Source organism: Synergistaceae bacterium, assembly GCA_031272035.1.
Taxonomy (GTDB): Bacteria; Synergistota; Synergistia; order Synergistales; family Aminobacteriaceae; genus JAISSA01.
In genome coordinates this window covers 15,381-37,767 of record JAISUO010000092.1, presented here as the reverse complement: position 1 = coordinate 37,767, position 22,387 = coordinate 15,381, and the positions used below count along the sequence as shown (strand labels likewise).

The following is a 22,387-nucleotide window of genomic DNA, read 5'->3' as shown; positions in this document are numbered from 1 at the left end:
GTATCGTCAGAAAAGTGATATCTATCTGTAAAACTGAGGACGCCGCAGCCTGAAATATGGGCTCGCCTCGCGAGCTTTACGGCTTTCTGCAAGGTCCACATCCGCATAAATCAGCGCCTCATGCTCGTCCGCCCGAACAACCAGCCCGCCTCGAAAATCCGAGACCAGAGACTGCCCGGCAAAAGTCATCGCGTCCTCCCGCCCGACACGGTTGCACATCGCGACGTAGACGCTGCTGTGCATCGCCTGCACGCGGATTTCCCACTGGAAGAGCTCCAGGGGCTCCCCTTCGGTGTTGGCCGTTGGAATCAAAACGAGATCCGCACCTGAAACAGCGCAGGTCCGGATGCTTTCCGGCAGATGGCGGTCGAAGCAGATCACGATCCCCACCCGCCCGAAAGGCGTCTCATAGACTTTGAATCCGTCGTCGGAGGGCGAATAATAGTCCTGCTCGTAAAAGAGGGGACACTGCATGATGTGAACCATTTTCGAGATGCCCAGAAGTTTCCCCTCCCCGCTGATGAACAAAGAGGCGTCGTAACAGGCGTCCCCCTCTTTGAGGTAGACGTTGGGTGACGCCATAATATGCCGTTTCCCGCAGAGCTCCATCATTTGACGGATATACCTGTGATCCGCGGTCAGGGCATACCGCTCCACATTGCGCCCCTCGTACTGCGGAAAAAAGGGGTACAGCTGTACCTCGGGGAAAAAAATAAGATCCGCGCTCCCGGCGGCCGCCTCTTCGATCATCGAAAGAGACTTCTCAAAATTCTCTTCCGGCGACGCGCTCATTTTCATCTGGGCCATCGCAATTTTCACCGCAGTCCCCTCCTTACAGAGACACAGAATATAAAAAGTGGCGATTATTTCAGGTATGTTGTTTATATTACTACAATTTTTCTGCGGGCTCCGCTTCATCAGTCCTCCAGAATCTCTCCTTCCCGGGAGAGGGTGACCACCCGCCAGGGGATCATTTTACCGGAGTTTTGCAGCGCGGTTTTCACGGCGTTTTCGATGCCGGCGCAGCAGGGAACCTCCATGCGAACCACCGTCACGGACCGGATGTTGTTTCGTTTGATAATTTCGGTGAGCTTCTCGCCGTAATCCACCTCGTCCAGTTTGGGACACCCTATTAATGTAACCCTGTTCCGCATGAATGTCTTGTGAAAATTTCCATGGGCATACGCGGCGCAGTCGGCGGACACGAGCAGATTCGTATTTTCGAAACAGGGAGCGTTTACCGCCACGAGTTTTATCTGAACCGGCCATTGACGCAACTGACTGACAGCTTCCTCCATCTCCATCGCGGCCGCCGGAGCCTGGCGAACGAAAAGCTGCGCTTTCGAACCGGGGCAGCCTCCCTGATGACAGTCACGGTTCTCCTGATGAGAGGTTTTTTCCTTTACGCCGGCAAGATGTTTTTGAACGGCTGCCTCGTCGTATTCCGCCGCTTCCCGCTCAATGAACGTGATGGCTCCTCTCGGACAGGCCGGCAGACAGTTGCCGAGCCCGTCGCAGTAATCGTCCCGCAGCAGTCTGGCCCTGCCGTCGACCATTCCGATGGCTCCCTCGTGGCAGGCGCTCGCACAAAGGCCGCAACCGTCGCACCTGTCTTCATCAATGTGAATAATTTTTCGTATCATTGTACTCTTCCTCCATAAATATTTTATTTTCACCGTCATGACCTCGACGCTTGACTCGATGACCTTATCCTATCTATACTGACTCCAAATGACAGTTGTATTTACAACAAAAAAAGGTGATGTTTTAAAATCATGGATAAATTCCTTCCTCTGCTGAAAACCTGCCCGCTGTTTGCCGGAATCGAAAACAACGACCTGCAGAAGCTGTTGCACTGCCTCGCGGCCATTGAGAGCCGCGTCGGAAAAAACAGTTTCATTTTCACCGCAGATGAAAGGGTGATCTCGGTGGGCATCGTGCTCTCCGGCGCCGTTCACGTTCTGCAGGAGGATTTCTGGGGCAACCGCGTGATCTTGACTCGAATCGAGCCGGGAGGACTTTTTGGTGAAGCCTTTGCCTTCGCTGAGGTCGAGAAACTGCCGGTCAGCGTCGTGGCCGCGGAAGAATCCGTAGTGCTTCTCATGGACTGTAAACACATCGCCGCGCCCTGCGGTTCGGCCTGCGCGTTCCATGCTCAGCTGATCAAAAACATGATGAGAATACTGGCGGGGAAAAATATCCTGCTGACGCAGAAAATAAGACACATCACCCGGCGGACCACAAGAGAAAAACTGCTGTCTTATCTCTCCGGTCAGGCTCTGCAGGCGGGTGGCAGCGCCTTTGACATTCCCTTCAGCCGACAGGAACTGGCCGATTATCTTTCTGTGGACAGAAGCGCCCTCTCCGCCGAACTGTCGAAAATGCGGAACGAAAATATCCTGCGCTGCCGACGCAGTCACTTCGAGCTGCTGTAAAAAACGGGGAACACCGTCCTGCAACCGGCGTTCCCCGTCGTATAAAATACCGTCGCCGCTATTCCGGTTTGGGCACAGGGCCGCTGTCGATGACGAGGTTCGTCTTGCGTTCGTAGGACGAGATCATATATTCCTTCGACATGGACAGACATTTCACCGGGCAGATTTCCGTGCACTGAGCGCAGAAACAGCATCGATCGTTATGGATGACAATCTTCTTTTCGCTCGGAAGATACTCCGTGGCGTTCGCCGGACAGACCTTCGTGCAGAGCCTGCAGCCGATGCACTTCTTTTTGTCGTAGCTGAGCCTGCCTCGAAAGCGTTTCCCCACCGGCACAGGCGGATTGAGCTGCGCCTCAGGGTTGTTCAGCACGTCCATCAGAGACGGAGGCATGTTCCTGGCCGGAAAAGGATTGGTCGCGACTCGCGAAAAAAACTGTTTGACAATCTGAATCAATACGCGTGTGATCAATACAATCCCTCCTCTATCTCATGAGGACGTCGACGGAAAGCAGAAGCATTCCCGCAATGGACAGTCCCGCCACGTTCAGGGTGTAGAAACGCGAAGCCTGAGCTATTTTGAGACGTCCGAAGGCCGTGCGCATGACCGTTACAAAAAGCATCTGCACAACGAAAACCTTCACCCAGAAAAACACAAAATCGAAGACCGCCACCACGAACCCGCCAATGCCGAAAAGGCTCCTCAGAGACAGGGGAACGAACAGACAGGTCACAAAAGTCGCTATCGCAAAGGAACGCAGAGCGAAAGTCAGTTTGAACATGGCGAGGTTGACACCGCTGTATTCAATGATGAGACCGTCCAGGATCTCCGTCTTCGCCTCGGGAATGTCCATGGGACCCTTTCCCACCTCGCCGGGAACGACCAGTATCAGCGACAGAAAGAGGCAGAGCAGCCCGATAAAGCCCGCCTTTCCCACAAGCGACCAAATCGATATAGCGGCAAAGGTCTCCAGATTGAAGGGCTCGCCGGGCATTCCCAAACGATAAGCCGTCCAAGCCATACTGCAGACCACGATCGCCAGAGGAAATTCATAACTCATCATCAGCGTGATTTCCCGCCCCGCGCCGATGGCTGCGATGGGGTTCCCGCTGGCGAATCCTCCCATCGCCATGAGAAGACCGCTCATCGCCAAAAGATACACAATGAGCACCATATCCCCTTCCGTTCCCAAAACTGCCGGGAAAGATCCCGCCGGAAGATAAAGAAAAACCATGAGCGTGGTGACAAGGGTCAGCCAGGGCGACGCCATAAAAATCAGGCGGACAGCACGTCGGGGAACGATGTTTTCCTTGCCCAGCAGCTTCAGAATGTCATACACCGGCTGCAACAGCGGAGGCCCGTAGCGACGCTGCATTCTCGCGTGGAGGATGCGATCGAAGCCATCAAACAGGAGAGCCAGAACCACGATCAGTGCCAGCAGCGCCATACCCGCAAAAATTTTCAGAAACAGCGTAAACACAGGAATCACTTTCCCGTACCTCCTCCGCCGGCATATTTTGAACCGAGTCTGGACCGAAGCTCGAAAGTCTTTTGGCGCGAACGCTTTACCAGGTCGGCTTTCTCGACCACTTCAGAAGCTCCCCGCTCGTTCACCACCAGCATCCGCTCCATGCAGGAGATGCAGGGGTCGATGCTGTTGATGATCAGGGGCGCGTCGGCCAGTTCGTTGCCCTGAAACATGATGGGCCATGAAACCGCGTTGGCGTAGGTGGGCGCCCGAACCTTCCACCAGAACACGTTATCCTCGCCGCCTTTAAGACTGACGATATGAGTATCGTCGCCCCGAGGCGCTTCGATGATCCCCCACCCCACGCCGTCGGCTTTTTTAAGGGATGCCAGGACTTTATTGAGATTGGATTCGGCAACGAAAGGCCCTTCGGGAAGTCCGTCGAGAATGTTCTCGATAATCTCCAGGGACTGATAGACCTCCATGACCCGGACGGCAAACCGGTCGAGCACGTCGCCGTGGGCCGAGCCAAAATAATCCTGAGGCACCACGGGCTCCACGTCGAAATCCGCGTATGCCTCGTAGGGAGAGCTTTTGCGCAGATCGACTCTCAGCCCGCTGGCCCGGGCCGTGGGGCCCACGGCGCTGTAACGGACCGCGTTATCCCGCGTCAGAACACCCACGTTTCTCATGCGCGCCTGAGCTACGGGATCCTCCATGACGATCTCTCTGAAAGGATCGAACTCCCGTCGGTAGTAACGCAGCATTTCGCGCAGGGCCTTATCCAGTTCGGAGGTGAGATCCCAGCGCACCCCGCCGAAGGTGGCCACGCCGTAGTTGACGCGGTTCCCCGAAAGCAGCTCCAGCATGTCCATGACGCGTTCCCGCAGCTGCATACCGAGGTGGAAGGCGGAATCGAAACCGATGGTGTAACAGGCGACTCCAGCCCACAAAATATGGGAATGTATGCGCTCCAGCTCCAGCACCAGGCTGCGAATATACTGGCCGCGGATGGGGACTTCCATTTTCGCCAGGTCCTCTATCGCACGAATGAAACACAGGACGTGACTGAAGGAGCAGATTCCGCAGATTCGTTCCGAAAGATAGATGACCTGAATGGGATTACGCTCCCGGGCCATGAATTCGATGCCGCGGTGAATCGCCCCTGGCCGCACCCGCGCACCGACGATCCTTTCGCCCTCCAGTTCAAGCCACGCGGTCACCGGTTCCTTGAGACCCACATGCACCGGCCCGACCGGTATTGTATAGGTTGTCGACATTTGAGATTCCTCCTGCAGGTTCGAAAATCGCAGGTCAGCTCAACTCCCGAACCACTTCGGGAGTCGGGCCGACGCCGTCGCGGCGCCAGGGCTTGATTTTCTCGTTCCAGTCCTCCGGTAAAAAGACCATTGCGTTGGTCGGAAGTCCGATGAACTCGACGCCAAACATTTCCCTTATTTCCCGCTCGCTGTATTCCGACCCGGGAAGCAGGTCGAACAGAGAGGGAACGTAAAGGTCGCTCTTCGGTACCCGTATGGACAAAGTCACACCGATGCGCCCGCAGCGGGAACGCTGAAAAAGAGACAGGTGATAATAAAGAACGATGGAGTCCTCCTGAGAGTCTCCCTCTCCCGTCACACCCACATCGTCGCCGGAAATCACGTGAAAATTCACGAAATCGTACTCGAAAAGCGTTTCCACAAAAGAACGGAACACGTTCCGGGAAATTTCAATCCACAGGTCGCGGCTCTGAACTTCACCAAGACTGCCTCCCCGATGCTCGTGAACCTCCAGTTTGAGAATCTCGGGATCGAATTTCACCCGCAGCGCATCGATCAAAACCTGAAAATCCATGGTTCCCTTTTTGAACGCGGAGGTCACAGTGCCACCTCCCCGGCAACCGGCTCGCCGACGGTTTCGACAACGTTGCTTACAGGTTCTTTCTTACGCAGGCTTTCCAGTTTCAGCACGGCTTTGGTCACGCCCTCGATGATGGCTTCCGGACGCGGGGCGCATCCGTGGACGTAAACATCCACCGGAATGATGTTATCCACCGGCCCCACCAGGTTGTAGGATTTATAGAAAACATCGCCGGAACAGCCGCAGTTGCCCACTACGATCACCACTTTGGGGTCCGGCATCTGACTGTAGATACGCTTCACCTTCTCCCGCATGAATCGCGTCACGGGGCCGGTGACGATCATAACATCCGCGTGGCGCGGCGTCCCCACCAGTTTCATACCGAATCGCTCGATGTCGTAACGAGGACCCAGCGTGGCCACGACTTCAATATCGCAGCCGTTGCAGGAACCGGAGTTGCACGTCGTAACCCACAAAGAACGCGGCAGCACTTCGAGAATATCCAACGGTTTCATTTTCATTCGCCTCCTCTGCACCGGCGCTTAAAACAGAATAAGAATCCCGACCAGCGCCGTCGTCACAACAAAATACCCCGCATAATCGGAGGCGTTTCCGCTGTGAAAGGAATTCAAAAAACGATACAGCGGCTCCATGGCAACTCGAAAACCCCAGTACGACGACGACGCGGGCACCGATATGTCGGCTCCGTCCTCGGGAACGTCGTTACCGGACCAGTAAATTTCGTCCTGATCGGTATTTCTTTTGTAGTCCATCCTTCCCATCGAACGAACCCACAGGACGAAAAAGGAAATTAAAACGAAGAAGAAAAGCCAGATGAAGACGTTCCAGTATCCCCACCCGGAGTTGATCTGCCCCCACATTTTACATTCCTCCCATAACGGCGCGAATATACCCCTGCTGATTCAAAAGGGCGTGAGCCGCATTCGTGAAAATATTGTCCATGAACCAGCCCGGGAACAAAGAGAGCAGCAGAGTCATCACCGTCAAAATCATCATTCCCGCCACCATTCCGGAGGGAACTTCACGCACCGCCAGGAATTTCGTCTTTGCCGGACCCAGAAACGCGGCCTGAAAAACCTTGACAAAGGAGGCCAGAGTCAGAACAGAGGTAATCATGGCGACAGCCGGCAGAAAGGGATGCACTCTGAAACTCGATTCGTAAATCAGCCACTTGGAGACGAACCCATTGAAAGGCGGCAGTCCGGAAATGGCCGCGGCAGCCACGACGAACATTCCCGCCGTCCAGGGCATGTTGCGGGCCAGCCCTCCCATTTTGTCCAGGTCGCGGGTGCCCGTCGCGTAATAGAGCGCCCCCGCGCACAGAAAAAGCAGCGCCTTGTAGATGGAGTAGTTCATGGCGTGGAAAAGCCCGCCTTCCACGGCGGTCAGACCGTCTCCGCCGTTTATCGCCAGAAGCCCCACTCCCATGGCCAGCAGCATATAACCCACCTGGGAAATCGAATGGTATCCCATGAGGCGCTTGATTTCGTGCTGGACAACCGCCATCATCACGCCGAAGAACATGGACATGCAGCCAAAAGTGATCAAAATCCACCCCACCGTGCCACTGCGCGCAACTCCGGGGAAAATGGAGTAACAAACACGAATCAGCCCATAAAAAGAGGCCTGGCTCACCGTCACCAGAAGACAGGTCACTCCCGCGGGAGCTTCGGCGTAGGCATCGGGCATCCAGGCGTGCATGGGAAACGCGCCGCACTTGAAGGCCAGAACAGCGATAATCAGGGCCAGAGCAATCCTCTCCAGCACACCGGGACGCAGCTTTGAGGCCAGAGCCGCCATATTCAGCGCGTCATACTTCCCGTAAAGCGTACCGATGGCAATCAGAAGCAGCAGCGCCGCTATCTGAGAAATCAGCATATATTTGTAACTGGCCTCGATGGCCTCCGGCTTGTCCCTCCAAAAAGCCACCAGCCCGAAAGAGGCGATGGAAGATATTTCCACAAAAACGAAAAAGTTGAACAGGTCCCCCGTGGCGCACATGCCCAAAGCCCCGGCCATCATCAGGAAATACAGCGACAGGAAACGCTTCCACCCGGAAAAGCGCTCCATGTAGTGGATCGAGAAAAGGGATCCGGCAAAGGCCGCCAGGCAAACGCAGAGGATCATCATCGCGCCCGCCGCGTCGATCTGAAAGAGGATACGCACGGGATAGGTCATACCGGAGGGAAGAGTCAGCGCGAAATGCTCTCCGCCCATGACGTAGATCAGCGTGTTTCCGGCAAATGCGGCGGTTCCGACAGAAATGCCGATGATTAAAGTCAGCAGCGTAAAGAGAAGGAAAAACACGTTGCTGACCCTTCGGCCGAAACATGTCGCCAGCGGAGTCGCAAACGCCCCCAACAGGGGAACCATCACGAGAAAAGCCGGCAGATGCTCAGAGAATCTCATCCCCGTAACCTCCTGATTTCATCGATGTTCAGCGTTCCATAATGCTTGTGAATCAGGATGATCAGAGAGAGCATCAGCGCCGTGGTGGCAAGAGCGATAACGATCGCCGTCAGCGTCAGACACTGGGGAGTGGGCAAAACCATGCTTTCCTCCGCGCCTTTCAAATAATAAATGGGAATGTTCCCTCCATCCCGATATCCCAGCAAAACGAGAAACAAATTGGCGGAAGAACCGAGAATCGCCACGGCGATACAGATTTTGATCAGGTTTTTCTGAGTCAGAATCGCGTACAGAGCCATCAGCACCAGCAGGGCAACCACCACGTAGGACGCGTTGCCCAGGCAATCCAGCGTTTTATCGATCGAATCGGTCATGACCGCGTTCTCCTCCCATTCCGGCGCCCGTCTCGACCATCCGGATACTGCCGTACATGTAGACGATCACCAGCGACAGCGCTCCGATGACCTCAAGGCCGACGGACACGTTCATCAGTGCGATGGTCCCGCTCCAGGGGATCCAGTTGGAGAGAGCCTTCCCTCCCTGAGGAATGGCCAGGGAATTGAAGAAGAAAGAATGGGGAAAGCCCATACAGCCAAAGATAAAAAAGGCCATCAGCCCTATAAATTCGAAGAGACCGTATATTCCCTCCCGAACCCAGGCGTAAAATTTCTTTCCGCCCCGGGCCACCAGGACGAGGCTTAAAAACGTGGCGGTGATGGCTCCTCCCTGGAAACCGCCTCCCGGCGTATTATGGCCGTTATTGATGACGTAGACGCCGAAAACGATCATGAACCAGGCGAAAATGTCGCACACCGACGTCACGATTACGGACAGAGGTTTCATTCCCGTTTCCCCCCCTCCCGGAAGAGCGCTCCGATAGAACAGAGCGCGGTGAAAAGCACTCCCGCCTCTCCCAGCGTGTCGAAGCCTCTGAAGTCGAAAACCAGCGAGGTCACCACATTTTGAGCCGATCGATCGAGAGGGGCGCGGGCGAGAAAATAGTCGTCCATCTCCGTGGCCTGAGGAACTCCGAAAACGTGCAGTTCCCCGAACATGCCGCTCAGCAAACCGGCCAGCACCACAACCGCCACAAGATATACCGCTTTTCTCATGGTTTTTCCCTCCTGTTGCGGTCCCGAACAGCGCGAAGCGTGATGACGAAAATGGTGGTCGAAAGGCCGGCTCCGATGGAGGCCTCCGCTATGGCCACGTCAGGGGCCCGCAGAATATAGAACTCAAGAGCGAGCACAAGGCTGAACACGCCCAGCGCGATGACGGAATGCAGAAGATTTCTGAACCAGAGCGCCATAAAGGCCGAAACAAGCAACGTGATGAGAACAGGCACATGCAACGACGGGTTCACTGCGCCACTCCTCCTTTTCGTTTTTTCATTTCTCTTTCCATCTCCTCCAGTGAGTCCACGATGGCCGGTTCCGGCAGAATTCCGCTGCGGTGAGCGGCTCTCGCCACAGCGTGCGCCCCGGCCGGATTCGAAAGCAGAAGGACGATTCCCGCGATCACGACGTGGATAAACAGGACCAGAAAACGATCCTCTCCCTCCACCGCCATAAAACGCACAATGGAGTACAGCAACAGGGCAAAAACGGCAAAAAGCGTCCCGAAGGTGGTGCACTTCGTCGCCCCGTGAAGACGGGTATAAACGTCAGGAAAACGATAGAGGGCCAGGGTTCCCAGACAGTTGAAAACGAGGCTGACAAGAAGAAGGAGCCCCACGCCGATGGCCAGAATCATCTACATTCCCCCTTCGAGATGCCGGGCAAAATAAAGAGTGCTCACGAAAGAAAGCGCCATATAAACGATGGCCACATCCACCATTACCACGGAATCGTACACCGCTCCCAGAAGGAGCATAATTCCGGAAACCAGCGTGTTGATCGTGTCCAGAGCGATCAGCCGGTCGGCCGTGGTGGGGCCGGCGATGAGCCGTCCGGAGACCAGAACGATCAACAGACCCATAAGCAGGGCTACACCTGAAAAAAGATACTGACTGGCGCTCATTCCACTATCCTCCTGACCCATTTGCCGAATGATCCGCATATGTCCTCCTCCGAAGGCGTGGGCGTATCCAGCCAGATCGTGTGAACGTAAAACGTTCCATCGTCGTCGATGTCCACCGTGAGAGTCCCCGGAGTCAGAGTGATCGAATTCGCCAGCATCATGCGCCCGATGTCGGTTTTGAGGCGAGGGTTGAATTTTACGATACCCGGGTTGATTTTCCCCGAGATGACCCGCTTCGCCACGTCGATATTGGCATGGCCGAGCCCCACGGCGAAAGGACCGAAAATATACTGCAGAAAATGCCACCACCTTTGCGGGCTTAGCCCTTTCGTACTCCAAAAACCGGACCGGGACGAAGTCGAAACAACAAGAGACACAGTTATTGCCAGAAAAAACGCAATAGTGATTTCCTGTATGCTCAACTCACCGGACCAGGAAAGGAGCAGATATGTGATAAACGAGACTACAAACACAAACATGCTTTTCCCTCCCGTCTGGGCCAGATGTTTAAGTTCACTCAATACTAATCCGTCCGACACTTTTTGTAAATGCGATGACCTCCGACAAACTGCGGTTAAAAAATATCTGTTAAAAAATATCCCTGTCACCAGGCAGACGGGAATACAGCTTCAGCCATTCTTCTGTACTCAAATCCTCCGCCCGTATTTTTTCTTCTATCTGAACCTCTTCGAGAACGGGACGCCAGTCCTCGATGCCCGCGAACCCTTTCAGATTGTTGACCAAAGTTTTGCGGCGCTGCCGAAACGCCCCATGGAGAAGGTCGCTCCACAGAGTATTGTGCATCAGGTGAAAATTTTCGACCAGCGTGATTTCCACCAGGGCGGACTCCACCCGCGGCATCGGACGAAAACAGGAAGCCGGCACATGCCGAACCAGCGTCACGGTTCCCATGGCCTCCAGCGTCACCCCCAGGGGATAACGGTCTTTCGTGTCCCGGGGCGCCAGAAGACGGTCCGCCGCTTCCTTCTGCACCATATAAAGATGGTAAGTCAGACCCCGGGGGGCGAACTCAAGCATCTTCCAAATCAGAGGCGTCGTGATGTTATAGGGAATGTTCGCCACGATTTTGTTGGGAAACGGGGACAAAGCGCCGTAATCGACCTTCATCGCGTCCCCCCAGATCAGGTGCAGCCGGGGCTCCTCCTCACAGAGCGGCTCCAGTTCGCTCGCAAGACGCCTGTCCAGCTCCACGGCGTAAAGACGAACACACCCTTCGGAGAGCAGTTCCCGGGTCAGCACGCCCCGTCCCGGTCCCACCTCCAGCACCACGTCTTCCCCCTCAATGGAAGCGCGCTTCACAATTTCCAAAAGGACGTTGCGGTCCGCCAGAAAATTTTGCCCCAGCCGTTTTTTGGCGCGAAAAAAACCGGCAGCTTCAGCCAACGTTCCCTCGCAGCTCCTTCGCTTCTTCTTTTTTGTCCTCCTTTTTCAGGGAAATTTTTCTGCCTTCCGTGATTTCCAGAAGGCGCTCCGGCGCTATGGGGAAAAAGGCGTGATCTGTCCCGGCGGCGGACCATACCACGGGATAGAGAAACAGGTCCTCGTCCAACAGCGCCGGCAGACGCTCCGGATAGCCCAGAGGCGGCACTCCTCCGACCCTGAAGCCAAAGTTTTCAAACACGTATTCCGCCGACGCCATTTTGACCTTTCTCACGTTCGCGCCCCGGGCGGAGGCAACCGCGTGAAGATTCACCCGATTCGCGCCGCTCATGAGAACGAGCACGGGGACTTCTTCCACCATAAACACAAGGCTTTTCAGAATTTCCTCCGGGGGAACGCCCACGGCTTTAGCGGCATCCTCGACCGTGAAAATTGTATTCTCCGTCACTTTTATCGCAATGTCCGCGCAGTCCAGGGCATCCAGAGCGGCTCGCACCCTGCGGACAGATTCATCATTTTCGTACACCGTTAAACTCCCCCCGCCACAAAGAATATTTATATGATGTCGCCGGAGCTGCGAAAGGTCTCCGGCGATTTTCAAAAAAACGGCGCTTTGCCTGTAAAGAAAAGACCTCCGAAGAAGCCTTCTCCCTTCGCTTCACTGATCCAGCAGGTCCGCCCACAGCGGAATCCAGTCTCTGGTTTGCATCAGACCGATGTCCAGATAAACGGTCAGCATTGAACGCCCGGGGTATCCCGACGAAGCGAGATCCGCCGGCAGCGGGATGAAAACCTGCATTTTGCTGCGGGGCGGATTCAGATCCGGCGCACCGGCCAGGGAAAACAAAACCCTTCCCCCCGACAGAGCGGCCGCCCGGACCATCTCCACCTCCGGCAGGGCACGGGCCCAGAGGTCCAGCTGAATTCCGTTGTTCAGACAGAAAAACACCGCCGCGTCCAGTTCCTCCTGAGAAAAATCGATGGTGGAGTCGATCACGATATTGGTCAGTGTTTCTTTTCCGGCGGCCCATACCGAAGGCAGCGCGATACGGATGTCCGTACCGTTTTCAACCACCATGTTTCCCAGAGCGGGATTGATTTCACCGACCGCCCCCGGACGATGAAAAACGAAGATCTCTCCCTTTTCCTCTCCTTTGCCCGACTTTTTCCAGATGGCGGAAGAAGAGATCAGCCTGTTGTTCCAGACGGCATGAACCACCGGAACCGCGTCCTCCAGCGCGGAGGCGAAAGGAGACATCAGAGTCGCCTCCAGAACGAAACTCTCTCTGTCCTTTTCGTGCAGCACCATCGGACGGAAAACACTCAAAAAACCCGGCGCGGCGTCCACTCCCGGGGCCGGAAGGGCCTTCCAGAGTCTGGATCCCGTAATGTCCAGACAGTACACGTCGCCCCCCGGAGAGCCGAAAAGCGTCCAGCCCCCGGCAATCCCCTTCTCCACTCCATCCGACACCTCTGCCTGCCGGTCGCGGAAGTTCACGAGAACTCTGTAAAGTGACTCGTTTTCGCTCACCACAAAAAGCTCTCCCAGGGGAGACCAGACAACATCCCTGGGGCGAGGAATATCCAGGGAGAAAAAGTCTCCCCTCTCGGCGACGTTGACGAAAAAGATTCTCTCGTTGCCACGATCCGCCACGGCCAGCCAGGAACCGTAGGCCGACAGGGCCACCGGCTCGAAAAGCATGACCTGTTCCGGCGGCGCCCAGGAGCCGGAATCCTCCAGGGTCACGGGAGAATAAAACCCCACTTCACGCCGGACGGGATCCGCCGCGGCAAAGAGCCGCCCCGACAGCAGAGTCGCGTCCGTGACCGTACGGTCGACGTTTCCCACGACGTCCGGAGACAGAGGACCCGAGGACGAATCGGTGAAGGAATGAACATCTCCCCTGTCGGAAACGATACGGAAAGACCCGTCTCCCATGGGAAGCACCGCAACGGGACTTTGCACGGAGATTCGCCTTATCCGCTCCCGTTCGTCGCCGTCGGAAATTTTGACGAAGTATACCCGATCCCCCAGGGTATCCGACAGGAACAGAGAGTCGCCGAAGGAGTCCGCCTTGCCGAGACCGGCGACGCTGAAGGGCCGGAAAGACCCCAGCTTCATTTCGTTTTGCAGGTCCAGGGGAACCACGCGCCACCTCACAGGCAGCGGCGTCATGCCGATCAGGGCCCGGCTGTCGCGTTCCAGCCCGATGACGTGAGACAGGATTCTCGGCATGGCGGCATCTCTGGGACGCACCTCCAGATAATAGGACAGGCTTTTCCGGCCCTCCGAAAGTTCGCCGATCCTGTCCATGATCAGCCCTCTCAGCAAATAGTAATCGACCATATAGGTGTTGACCTTCAGGGCACGATCAAGGTAATCCAGAGCGCTCCAGTAATCTCTGTTCAGAAAACAGGCGTAAGCCCGCATGAACTGGCGCTCGGACTCGTCCAGCCGAATACGGGGAACCTCCGCGGAGAAGGCCCGCCCTCCCCCGCAGATCAGCAAAACAAGAATCAAAAGCCGCACGAAAAAACTCATTCTCGCTTTCATATCCGCTCCAAATACATATGAGAAATTTATAAAATCTGAATCATAAAATTACATAAGTTACAGGATAACATTTACGAGAGCGCAAAGGCCCGATACCCGAAAACGATGGCGGCGGCAAACAAAAAACCCACCAGAGTACGCAGATACATCACCCACATGGCGCCGCCGGGAAGCTCTCCTTTCTGAATTCGCACCACCAGCCTCGAAACCAGAAGCGTCAGGCCGAAAGAACCGAGCGCCATCAAAGCATAAATGTTGCCCTGCGGCAGAGAACCGCCGATCGCTTTAAACACATCTGACACGATGATACCCCCCTCCCGACAATTATAACAAGGCGTCGTTTCTCTCCGGTATCCGCCGTTTCGACAGGGATATCCGCCTTTTCAATCTGTTCTGCAGTTGTATTTTAATTCAAGACTTGCGCTGAAGATACCTGCAAGGCGATAATAATTGTTATCGAAAACTTTATTCTGCGTGCGGCGGACCGGAAACGGTTCGCGCTCAACGGGCATTCGATGTGAAACTGAACGATGTGAAACCAAATAAGGAGGGACTTTTGAACAATGACTCTTTTCTCTTCGGACAAGAACCTCGCGTTGGAGCTGGTACGGGGAACAGAAGCCGCCGTGATGGCATCGGGACGATGGATGGGGCGCGGCAATAAAAACGAGGTGGACCGCGCCGCGGTGGAGGCCATGCGCTATATGCTGAACTCCGTCAGCATGGACGGAATCGTCGTCATCGGAGAAGGAGAAAAAGACGAGGCCCCCATGCTTGCCAACGGCGAGAAGCTGGGCACGGGAGACGGACCCGAGGTCGACATCGCCGTGGATCCCATCGACGGAACAAGGCTGATGGCTCATGGACTGGGCGGAGCGATGAGCGTGGTGGCGGCTGCGGAGCGGGGGGCCATGTTCAGCCCGAAAAACCTCTTTTATCTGGACAAAATTGTAACGGGACCGGACGCCGCGGATTTTATCGACATCGAAGCGCCGATCCACGTCAACATCCGGCGCGTGGCGAAGGCCAAACGGAAAGCCGTCGAAGACGTGACCGTCATCATGCTGGACCGTCCGCGCAACGACGCGATACGCGAGGAAGTCTGCAAACTGGGGGCTCGAATCCGACTCATTCCGGACGGAGACATCAGCGCCGCCCTCTCCACCTGCTGGGACGCGGGCAGAAGCGCCGACCTGCTGCTGGGGGCCGGAGGGTCGCCCGAGGCCGTCATTACGGCCTGCGCCGTGAAATGCCTGGGGGGAAACATGCAGTGCCGCCCCTTCTTCCGCAACGAATCCGACGAGGCGATCGCCAAAGAACGCGGCATCGAGAGACACACCGTTCTGCTCCTGGACGATCTGGTCAGGGGAGAAAATGTCTTTTTTGCGGCAACCGGCGCATCGGACGGAGATCTTCTGAAAGGCGTGGCCTACGACGGAGAACATATGCACACCTGGTCCCTCTGCATGAGGGGAAAAAGCGGAACCGTCCGCTACATCGAGGCCATCCATTCTCCCAAAAAGCTCGCGCAGCTGGGCAGCTCCATCGACTACGGCCCTCGTCACGCGATGTGAAGCGGAAAAAGGTCAGCGACCTCCCCCGCGCTAATCTTCGCGCAGGGGGGGAAAGCTTTCCTCCTTCTCAAATTCCTCAAATTCCTCGAACTCCTCGAAATTTTGGGTGTTTCGGAGAATCCGTGAGACCGTACGGGACGAAAATCCTCTGCGAACCAGGCGGGCCGCAATCTTTTTCCATTCCAGCCCACGGGCGGACCATTCCGCCGCAAGGTCTTCGGCTTTTGCCTGGTCATCCCCCTCCTCCAGAACCTGGTCGATCGTGTTTTCCGCCACGCCCCGCTGTCTCAGTTCATGGCGCAGGCGGGCGGCGCCCCGGTCGGAGTGTCCCTCCACGTAAAGCCGCGCCCAGTTTTCATCGTCGATCAGGCCCATCTCCTCAAACTCCGTGACGAGACGGCGCACATCATTCGGGTCGCCGCCCCGTCCGGCAAGACGATCTGCCGCTTCCTTCCTGGTGCAGGGATGACGCAGGAGAAGACGATACAGATACGTCCGAAGTGACTCCCGACCTTCACCTTCCGGTCGGGCCGCCATTCGTCCCATCAGGCCGTCCCCGCCAGTTCAAGGGTTTCTCCCAGACGGCTCGTCAGGGTTTGAAGCAGCAGAGGTTCCCCCCGCAGCTCCGGGTCCTCCCTGAGAAGGAGCTCCGCGTCCTGTCGGGCCAGCTCCAGAAGTTTGCGGTCACGGACAAGATCGGCCACGCGAAAATCGGTAACGCCGTGCTGCCGGACGCCGCAGACTTCTCCCGGACCTCTCTGCCGCAAATCCAGCTCCGCGATTTTGAATCCGTCGGAGGTGGAAAGCATCGCGTCGATTCGCGCCGCGCCCTCAGGCGTCGGAGTTCCCGTCAGAAGAATGCAGAGGCTCTCCCCGCTTCCCCGCCCGACCCGGCCCCGAAGCTGATGGAGCTGGGCCACGCCGAAGCGCGTCGCGTCCTCGATCACCATGACGACGGCATTGGGAACGTCCACGCCCACCTCGATGACGGAGGTGGCCACCAGAAGGTCGATTTCTCCCCGTGCAAAGCTTTGCATCGCGGAATCTTTTTCGGTATCGGGAAGCTGCCCGTGGATCAGGGCAATCCGCAGTTCGGGAAGCTCCTCCTTCAGGGTCCGGAACCGGGAGACCGCGGCGGTGAGGTCCATGTCCTCGTTTTCCTCGATCAGAGGGCAGACCCAGTACGCCTGCCGCCCCTCGTCCGCCGTCTTTCTGAGAAACTGCAGCAGCCGCTTTTTCTGCCCTCGCAGATGAATCGTTTTCACGGGTTTCCGTCCCGGAGGCAGTTCGTCCAGAACCGAAACGTCGAGATCGCCGTAAATGGAAAGGGTAAGAGTGCGGGGAATGGGCGTCGCCGTCATCACCAGCACGTGAGTCTGATCTCCCTTGGCCCGAAGCGCGTTTTTTTGCAGCACGCCGAAACGATGCTGCTCATCCACCACGACCAGCCCCAGATGTTTGAAAGCCACTTTTTCTCCAAAAAGAGCGTGGGTTCCGACGACGATCTGAGCCGAACCGGAAGAAACGGCGCTGAGGACGTTTTTTCTCTCTCCGGCGGTCAGAGAACCCGTCAGAAGCTCCACTGAAATTCTAAGGGGACGCAGCATCTCCTCCAGTCGAAAAAAATGCTGCCGCGCCAGAATCTCCGTGGGAGCCATGAAAGCCGACTGCACTCCGCCATCCGCGGCAATCATCAGCGACGCCGCGGCAACCGCTGTTTTGCCGGATCCTACATCTCCCTGAAGCAGGCGATTCATGGGAACGGAGGAGGCCAGGTCTTCCGCTATTTCTCTTATGACCCGAGTTTGGGCGGCCGTGGGCTGAAAAGGAAGGGAACGCATGAAGGAACGAAATTTTTCGCCCTCGCGAAGAATTTGGGCGGACGCTTTTGAAGACGCCACAGAACGCCTCTGCCGACGTAAAAAGAGCCCCGTCTGCAAAAGAAAGAGCTCATCGAAGGCCAGTCGATTGCGGGCCGCCAGCCAGGTTTTTCTCTCCTGTGGAAAATGGAGTTCCTTTACCGAAGCCGCCAGATCCGCAAATCCATGCCTCTGACGTATGACCGGGGGGACGAAGTCCTCCAGCTCCGAAAGACAGGTTTCCACCACCGAGCCCACAATACGCCGGACCCATTTGGCGGAAAGCCCCGCCGTCGTCGGATAAATCGGAACCACTCTCCCCACCGATTGGGGATCCTCTTCATCCAAAACCTCAAATTCCGGGCTTGTAAACTGAAGTTCTCCCCGTCTTTCCACCCTGCCGTAAAGCGCCACCTTCCGGCCTGGAACCATGGCGTCTCCGATGCGGGGCATATTGAACCACACGGCCCGCACGGCGTCCTGTCCATCGCTCAGGACGGCCGTGGCAATTTCCAGTCCTCGATGAGACCGGGGACGTTTCTGAAAAAGAACCACCGTCGCCACCACTGCCGCCATCGTCCCCGGAGTCAGCGCCGACAAACGGGTCAGATTCCGACGGTCTTCATACCGGCGCGGGAAAAAAAACAGCAAATCCTCCACCGTTTTGATTCCCAAACGCGAAAGCGCCCGTTCTCTCGCTTCTCCGACTCCTTTGACAAATCTCACTGAGCGGGAGAGGGTCACAGAGAAGCCGGAACCTCCTCCCCTTCCTCGTTATCGGAAACGGGATAAAAGGACAGCGGGGTCTTTTCCTGCCTCACATTTTCCAGGTTTTCCAGGTTTGGCACGGTTCTTTCGAGTTTTTGCCTCGATTCCTCTATAATCTGCTCGAAGGTCGCCAGGAGTTCGGAGGACTCCTTCAGGAAACGGAGCCTTTCCGCCCGGGAGGCGTTCAGCTCTCGTTTGCTTTCCTCGATCTCATGGCGCACCCTGCCGGAAATGCGCCGGGCTTCGATTCGGGCAGTAGTGGTGATTTCGCTGGCCCGCTCGTTGGCTTCGTTCATCCGTCGGGCGATTTCCTCGTCCAGCCCATTGAAGCGCTTTTGAGCTTCTTCCCGGGTTTCCTCGGCGCTGCGGATGATCTGAGCCGCCGCGGTCCGGGCCGCGGTCACAATGTCGTCCGCGGCGCTCTCGGCCTCGTCCAGGCGACGGCGGGCCTCCACGTTGATCTCTCCCATTTTCGACTCGGCCTTGGCGACGATCAGTTCGGCCTGATGCCGGGCTTCATCTTCTTTATCCTTTGCGCTTTTCTGAGCCAGAATGAGAGCGTCCTTAATCGTGTCCTTCATCGCTTCGTGCTTTTTCAGGGCTTCTTCCAGTTCGAGAATCCGACGCTGCTGCTCGTTCAAACGCAAAACGTAAGCTTCGAGGTCCTCTGCGATCTGGTTTAGAAATTCCTCAACGTCGGGAATCGCGTATCCTCCGAAGGAAGACTTTCTGAAAATTTTCAGTTCTACATCCTTAGCTGTCAACAGTTCCGGCATCGCCTACTCCTCCTCCTCGGCCCACCACTGGAGCATGTTTTCATGCGGGGTGATGACAAAAAGGGAAGGCCCTATGCGTTCCATAACTCCCTTGTGCGCAAACGCAACTCCTCCCATAAAATTGATAAAGTTACGCCCTTCCTCTATGCGTTCCGACTCCAGCCCCTGAAGATCCAGCAGAACCATGGAGCCCTCCAGCAACGCATCGCGCAGTCGCAGCTTCATTCCTTCCGACGGCACTCCCCTGAAAAAAACCAGACGAGGGAAAACCGGCTTCCCGCGGGCCTCGCTCTTTCCCGATCTGTTTTTTGGGGAAACTCTGGGCTGTTCTTCCTCATACTCCGGGTAATCATCGGTTTCGTCTTCGTATTCATCCCCGTAAAATCCAAGAAACTGTAACAATTTTCGCACCCGACCACTCCTCCTCACAAACCAGGGAGTCCTGACCCGATTGATTATATTACATATATTACAATGGAGGTTCCTCTGCGGCTCCTTTCACTTTATTTTGTTACCCTTAGTTTACATTCACATTTCGAACCGCTCTCGGACCAAACAGCAGGGCGCCGATTCTCACCATCGTGCTGCCCTCCAGAATCGCCCACTGGAAATCCGAACTCATCCCCATCGAAAGCACCGGAAGCGGCAGACCGGACCTTCGCCGCGCCTCCGACGCCATTTCCCGCAGGCGGGCAAAAGCCCTTCGCACCCGTGTTTCTTCCTCCGTCAAAGGGCCTATCGTCATCAAACCCTGCAGGTTCAGATGAGAAGACTCCAAAATACAGTCCAGAATTTCCGGAAAATCTTCCGGCAAAGCTCCCGTCTTGCTGTCTTCCTCCGCGGTGTTCACCTCGATGAGAACGGGCACGAGACGCCCTTCTTCCGACGCCGCCCTTTCCACCGCGCGAACCAGAGATACGGAGTCCAGAGAGTCCAGGGAGTCGAACAGGGTCACCGCCCGGCGCACCTTGTTGCTCTGCAGATGGCCGATCAGACGCCATTCCGCCTTCACCTCGGAAGGCCAGGATTCCTTCTTGGAAAGGGCCTCCTGAACCCGATTTTCTCCAAGCGCATCCACCAGGGGAACGGCCTCCTGCATTTCCTCCACCGTCCGGGTCTTTGTGACTCCCACCAGGCGAATCTCTCCGGCAGACCGTCCGGCCCGGCCGGCGCTTTCCGAAATTTTTGCCCTTACGGCCTGAACACGCTGCCGTATCGTCCCTTTCACCGCATCGTTCTCCTTCTCCATGCTCTCCTTCCTTCTCCCGAAGACTGGCGGTTCTCTACCACAGGTGCACAAGGCCCTCTTTAAACCTGTCCGCGTGCAAAACGACGAGATTGCCCGGCAGAATGCCCTTCGTGATGAAGAAATTGTGCTCGTCCGCCGGGAACCCCTCGATTTCCGTAAACTTCGTCACGCTTCCCCTGACCAGGAGGACCCCCATTCGTCCATCCCGCAGCACGACGGAGGTATCGGGCAAAAGAACCCCCTCGCTGTCCCCCGTCACCACGCTGCAGGAGAAGTTGCGGGAGAACAGCAGATCAGGCTCGAAAAACGGCAGCGTCACGTACACCTTGATCTTCTGTCCCGCGTTGAGGGATGCCCGCACCTCGGCCCTCCGGTTTTTGCCGTGGGGCTCCGTCTTCACATCAATGAATCCGAGTTTTATGTCGTTCTCCAGCGCCGGAGTTCTGTCGAGATACGCAATGCAGCGCAGATCCTGCGGCTGGGGGACGAGTTTCCCGATGGGCTCGCCCCGGCGCAGGTACGTTCCATTTTCCACAAACCTCGCTGGATGGACGACGGGGAAATCGGAAATACCGGGCCACAGCCTCGAATACACCCAACTGCCCTCCATATCGTCCAGCGCCGGGAAAAAATATCCCGCCGTCTCCACTTTGATCGCCTGGCCGTCGACGGCCGCAATGGTCTCTCCCTTCGCCACCCGTCTCGGTCTCGACGACGGATAGGTCAAAACACCCTCCCGGGGGATCGTGACCACCTGTTCATCCCACACCAGAATTCCGTTGAGGGGCAATTCTTCCACATACCCCATGGCCACCGCCTGAATGACCTCCGGATGAAGCGTGTTGTAGTAATCCAGCCACCAAAAATAAATTCGGGCGGCGCCTCCCAGAACGGTGACGATCAGCAGGTAATAAAGCAGTCTTCTCAGCAGCCCTCCGGATTCTCGCTGCGGACGACGGGTCTTCATCGATACCACACGTCAGCCCCGGGACTTCTCAGGAGCCTCATTCCGGCAAATCCACCCGGGAAAGCAGAGATTCTCCCCGGCCCAGACGATCGATATTCTTCTGAATGAACTCCAGAATCCCCTTCGCCGACTCGTCCGTGTTTCCGCCGATGTGGGGAGTCAGAGTCACTTTGGGATGCGTGAGCAGCGGATTGTCGGGCCGGGTGGGTTCCTCCGCCAGGACATCCAGCCCCGCTCCCGCCAGACGGCCGCTCTCCAGAGCCTGAAGAAGCGCCGGTTCCTTCACCAGCCCTCCTCGGGCCACGTTGATGAAAAAAGACCCCTCCTCCATGGACTGGAAAAACGCCTCGTCAAAGATTTCGTGGGTCTCCGGCCCGTGAGCCAGCGCCGCCACCACAAAACGGCATCCCTTCACCGCTTCCTTCAGGCGATCCAGAGGGAAAAACTCCTTCACTTTCATGCTTTCAAGCCGGGAGGGAGCTGCAGGACTGCGGTTGACTCCCCTCAGGGTCATCCCCAGAGCCGCCAGACGCTCGGCGATGGTCTCCCCCAGGTTGCCCAGACCCACGATACAGGCTTTCTTTCTCCAGAGGGAAACGCCCCGGGGCGAAAACAGCCTCCCCTCCCGCGCGTTTTCAGCGGCAAAGGCGTATTTTCGGCACAGAAGCAGCATGTGCAGAATCGCGATCTCCGTCACCCCTTCGGCATTTCCCGTGCCCCGGGAGGGGGTGTTGCAGACGGCAATCCCCAGATCCCTGCAGGCCTTCCGGTCGATGCCATCAAGGCCCGTCCCCCACTGCTGCTGCAGCTTCAAACGGACGCCTCCGCGAAGCAGTTCTTCGCTCACCGGCGCGCCGGGACGGGTGACCAGCACATCGGCGGAAACGATTTTATCCCTCACCGTTTCCCCGTTGGCCGTATCCACATCGTGTCCTTTTATGCTTTCGAGTATGAGATCATGTATACGACAAAATTCATTGCTGTAAAACAAAACTTTCATAATCGCATTACGCCCTTCGCTCTGTT

The 22,387-nt window shown here is 56.5% G+C and carries 29 protein-coding genes; 2 read left to right on the top strand and 27 right to left on the bottom strand.

All coding sequences use genetic code 11. The features are described 5' to 3' along the window. Nucleotides 1-21: 21 nt before the first annotated feature. Together LBR61_10920 and LBR61_10915 are read right to left on the bottom strand one after the other, a co-directional pair. The gene (locus LBR61_10920) at nucleotides 22-819 is read right to left on the bottom strand and encodes a carbon-nitrogen hydrolase family protein (GenBank protein MDR1732591.1); all 798 of its coding nucleotides are present in this window, start codon (nucleotides 817-819) and stop codon (nucleotides 22-24) included. 98 nt (nucleotides 820-917) lie between these two features. Next, complete coding sequence (locus tag LBR61_10915) at nucleotides 918-1,643, bottom strand: 4Fe-4S binding protein (GenBank protein MDR1732590.1); 726 nt, start codon at nucleotides 1,641-1,643, stop codon at nucleotides 918-920. Between the two features lie 132 nt (nucleotides 1,644-1,775). On the opposite strand from LBR61_10915, the gene LBR61_10910 reads away from it, so the two are divergent. Then, nucleotides 1,776-2,435 carry a Crp/Fnr family transcriptional regulator gene (locus LBR61_10910; protein ID MDR1732589.1) on the top strand — a complete coding sequence of 220 codons (660 nt, stop codon included), beginning with the start codon at nucleotides 1,776-1,778 and terminating at the stop codon, nucleotides 2,433-2,435. 58 nt (nucleotides 2,436-2,493) lie between these two features. On the opposite strand, the gene LBR61_10905 is transcribed toward LBR61_10910, so the two are convergent. The 18 genes from LBR61_10905 to LBR61_10820 form a co-directional block, all read right to left on the bottom strand. Then, entirely contained in the window at nucleotides 2,494-2,907 is a 414-nt protein-coding gene (locus tag LBR61_10905) for a 4Fe-4S binding protein (GenBank protein MDR1732588.1), read from the bottom strand. 13 nt (nucleotides 2,908-2,920) lie between these two features. Further along, nucleotides 2,921-3,916 carry an NADH-quinone oxidoreductase subunit H gene (locus LBR61_10900; protein MDR1732587.1) on the bottom strand — a complete coding sequence of 332 codons (996 nt, stop codon included), beginning with the start codon at nucleotides 3,914-3,916 and terminating at the stop codon, nucleotides 2,921-2,923. 5 nt (nucleotides 3,917-3,921) lie between these two features. After that, nucleotides 3,922-5,184, bottom strand: coding sequence for a nickel-dependent hydrogenase large subunit (locus tag LBR61_10895; protein MDR1732586.1), 1,263 nt, complete (start codon nucleotides 5,182-5,184; stop codon nucleotides 3,922-3,924). Between the two features lie 34 nt (nucleotides 5,185-5,218). Then, nucleotides 5,219-5,785, bottom strand: coding sequence for an NADH-quinone oxidoreductase subunit C (locus tag LBR61_10890; GenBank protein MDR1732585.1), 567 nt, complete (start codon nucleotides 5,783-5,785; stop codon nucleotides 5,219-5,221). Beyond that, nucleotides 5,782-6,279, bottom strand: coding sequence for an NADH-quinone oxidoreductase subunit B family protein (locus LBR61_10885; GenBank protein MDR1732584.1), 498 nt, complete (start codon nucleotides 6,277-6,279; stop codon nucleotides 5,782-5,784). Before LBR61_10885 ends, LBR61_10890 begins: the two co-directional genes overlap by 4 nt. A 27-nt stretch (nucleotides 6,280-6,306) precedes the next feature. Then, a complete protein-coding gene (locus LBR61_10880; GenBank protein MDR1732583.1) occupies nucleotides 6,307-6,645 on the bottom strand; it encodes a hydrogenase in 339 nt (112 codons plus the stop codon). Between the two features lies 1 nt (nucleotide 6,646). Continuing rightward, a complete protein-coding gene (locus tag LBR61_10875) occupies nucleotides 6,647-8,194 on the bottom strand; it encodes an NADH:ubiquinone oxidoreductase (protein MDR1732582.1) in 1,548 nt (515 codons plus the stop codon). Next, nucleotides 8,191-8,568, bottom strand: a complete 378-nt coding sequence (locus tag LBR61_10870) for a cation:proton antiporter subunit C (GenBank protein ID MDR1732581.1) — start codon at nucleotides 8,566-8,568, stop codon at nucleotides 8,191-8,193. Before LBR61_10870 ends, LBR61_10875 begins: the two co-directional genes overlap by 4 nt. Continuing rightward, nucleotides 8,549-9,037 carry a sodium:proton antiporter gene (locus LBR61_10865; protein ID MDR1732580.1) on the bottom strand — a complete coding sequence of 163 codons (489 nt, stop codon included), beginning with the start codon at nucleotides 9,035-9,037 and terminating at the stop codon, nucleotides 8,549-8,551. The genes LBR61_10870 and LBR61_10865 overlap by 20 nt, the downstream gene beginning before the upstream one ends. Next, nucleotides 9,034-9,306, bottom strand: a complete 273-nt coding sequence (locus LBR61_10860; protein MDR1732579.1) for a hypothetical protein — start codon at nucleotides 9,304-9,306, stop codon at nucleotides 9,034-9,036. The genes LBR61_10865 and LBR61_10860 overlap by 4 nt, the downstream gene beginning before the upstream one ends. After that, nucleotides 9,303-9,557: a DUF4040 domain-containing protein gene (locus LBR61_10855; protein ID MDR1732578.1), complete on the bottom strand. Its 255-nt coding sequence runs from the start codon at nucleotides 9,555-9,557 to the stop codon at nucleotides 9,303-9,305. The genes LBR61_10860 and LBR61_10855 overlap by 4 nt, the downstream gene beginning before the upstream one ends. Next, on the bottom strand, nucleotides 9,554-9,946 hold the full coding sequence (gene mnhG / locus LBR61_10850; protein MDR1732577.1) for a monovalent cation/H(+) antiporter subunit G: 393 nt from the start codon (nucleotides 9,944-9,946) through the stop codon (nucleotides 9,554-9,556). Before mnhG ends, LBR61_10855 begins: the two co-directional genes overlap by 4 nt. Next, complete coding sequence (locus LBR61_10845; protein MDR1732576.1) at nucleotides 9,947-10,213, bottom strand: cation:proton antiporter; 267 nt, start codon at nucleotides 10,211-10,213, stop codon at nucleotides 9,947-9,949. It abuts the gene before it with no gap. After that, the gene (locus LBR61_10840; GenBank protein MDR1732575.1) at nucleotides 10,210-10,692 is read right to left on the bottom strand and encodes a Na+/H+ antiporter subunit E; all 483 of its coding nucleotides are present in this window, start codon (nucleotides 10,690-10,692) and stop codon (nucleotides 10,210-10,212) included. The genes LBR61_10845 and LBR61_10840 overlap by 4 nt, the downstream gene beginning before the upstream one ends. Nucleotides 10,693-10,801: 109 nt before the next feature. Continuing rightward, nucleotides 10,802-11,617: a 16S rRNA (adenine(1518)-N(6)/adenine(1519)-N(6))-dimethyltransferase RsmA gene (rsmA, locus tag LBR61_10835; protein ID MDR1732574.1), complete on the bottom strand. Its 816-nt coding sequence runs from the start codon at nucleotides 11,615-11,617 to the stop codon at nucleotides 10,802-10,804. Further along, nucleotides 11,610-12,140 (bottom strand): YbaK/EbsC family protein, encoded by a 531-nt coding sequence (locus LBR61_10830; GenBank protein ID MDR1732573.1) that lies wholly within the window; start codon nucleotides 12,138-12,140, stop codon nucleotides 11,610-11,612. The genes rsmA and LBR61_10830 overlap by 8 nt, the downstream gene beginning before the upstream one ends. A gap of 132 nt (nucleotides 12,141-12,272) precedes the next feature. Further along, entirely contained in the window at nucleotides 12,273-14,156 is a 1,884-nt protein-coding gene (locus LBR61_10825; protein MDR1732572.1) for a hypothetical protein, read from the bottom strand. Nucleotides 14,157-14,239: 83 nt separating this feature from the next. After that, nucleotides 14,240-14,470 carry a flagellar biosynthesis protein FliR gene (locus LBR61_10820; GenBank protein MDR1732571.1) on the bottom strand — a complete coding sequence of 77 codons (231 nt, stop codon included), beginning with the start codon at nucleotides 14,468-14,470 and terminating at the stop codon, nucleotides 14,240-14,242. Between the two features lie 261 nt (nucleotides 14,471-14,731). On the opposite strand from LBR61_10820, the gene glpX reads away from it, so the two are divergent. After that, the gene (glpX, locus tag LBR61_10815) at nucleotides 14,732-15,742 is read left to right on the top strand and encodes a class II fructose-bisphosphatase (protein ID MDR1732570.1); all 1,011 of its coding nucleotides are present in this window, start codon (nucleotides 14,732-14,734) and stop codon (nucleotides 15,740-15,742) included. A gap of 30 nt (nucleotides 15,743-15,772) precedes the next feature. On the opposite strand, the gene LBR61_10810 is transcribed toward glpX, so the two are convergent. From LBR61_10810 to LBR61_10780, 7 genes are all read right to left on the bottom strand, one after another. Further along, nucleotides 15,773-16,288 (bottom strand): RecX family transcriptional regulator, encoded by a 516-nt coding sequence (locus LBR61_10810; protein MDR1732569.1) that lies wholly within the window; start codon nucleotides 16,286-16,288, stop codon nucleotides 15,773-15,775. Further along, entirely contained in the window at nucleotides 16,288-18,345 is a 2,058-nt protein-coding gene (recG, locus tag LBR61_10805) for an ATP-dependent DNA helicase RecG (GenBank protein ID MDR1732568.1), read from the bottom strand. The genes LBR61_10810 and recG overlap by 1 nt, the downstream gene beginning before the upstream one ends. Beyond that, nucleotides 18,342-19,145, bottom strand: a complete 804-nt coding sequence (locus tag LBR61_10800) for a DivIVA domain-containing protein (protein MDR1732567.1) — start codon at nucleotides 19,143-19,145, stop codon at nucleotides 18,342-18,344. The genes recG and LBR61_10800 overlap by 4 nt, the downstream gene beginning before the upstream one ends. Before the next feature lie 3 nt (nucleotides 19,146-19,148). Further along, nucleotides 19,149-19,556 (bottom strand): cell division protein SepF, encoded by a 408-nt coding sequence (locus LBR61_10795; GenBank protein MDR1732566.1) that lies wholly within the window; start codon nucleotides 19,554-19,556, stop codon nucleotides 19,149-19,151. Nucleotides 19,557-19,662: 106 nt separating this feature from the next. Then, nucleotides 19,663-20,394, bottom strand: a complete 732-nt coding sequence (locus LBR61_10790; protein ID MDR1732565.1) for a YggS family pyridoxal phosphate-dependent enzyme — start codon at nucleotides 20,392-20,394, stop codon at nucleotides 19,663-19,665. A 34-nt stretch (nucleotides 20,395-20,428) separates the two neighbouring features. Further along, nucleotides 20,429-21,361 (bottom strand): hypothetical protein, encoded by a 933-nt coding sequence (locus LBR61_10785; protein ID MDR1732564.1) that lies wholly within the window; start codon nucleotides 21,359-21,361, stop codon nucleotides 20,429-20,431. Nucleotides 21,362-21,398: 37 nt separating this feature from the next. Further along, entirely contained in the window at nucleotides 21,399-22,361 is a 963-nt protein-coding gene (locus tag LBR61_10780; protein MDR1732563.1) for a 2-hydroxyacid dehydrogenase, read from the bottom strand. Nucleotides 22,362-22,387: the final 26 nt, after the last annotated feature.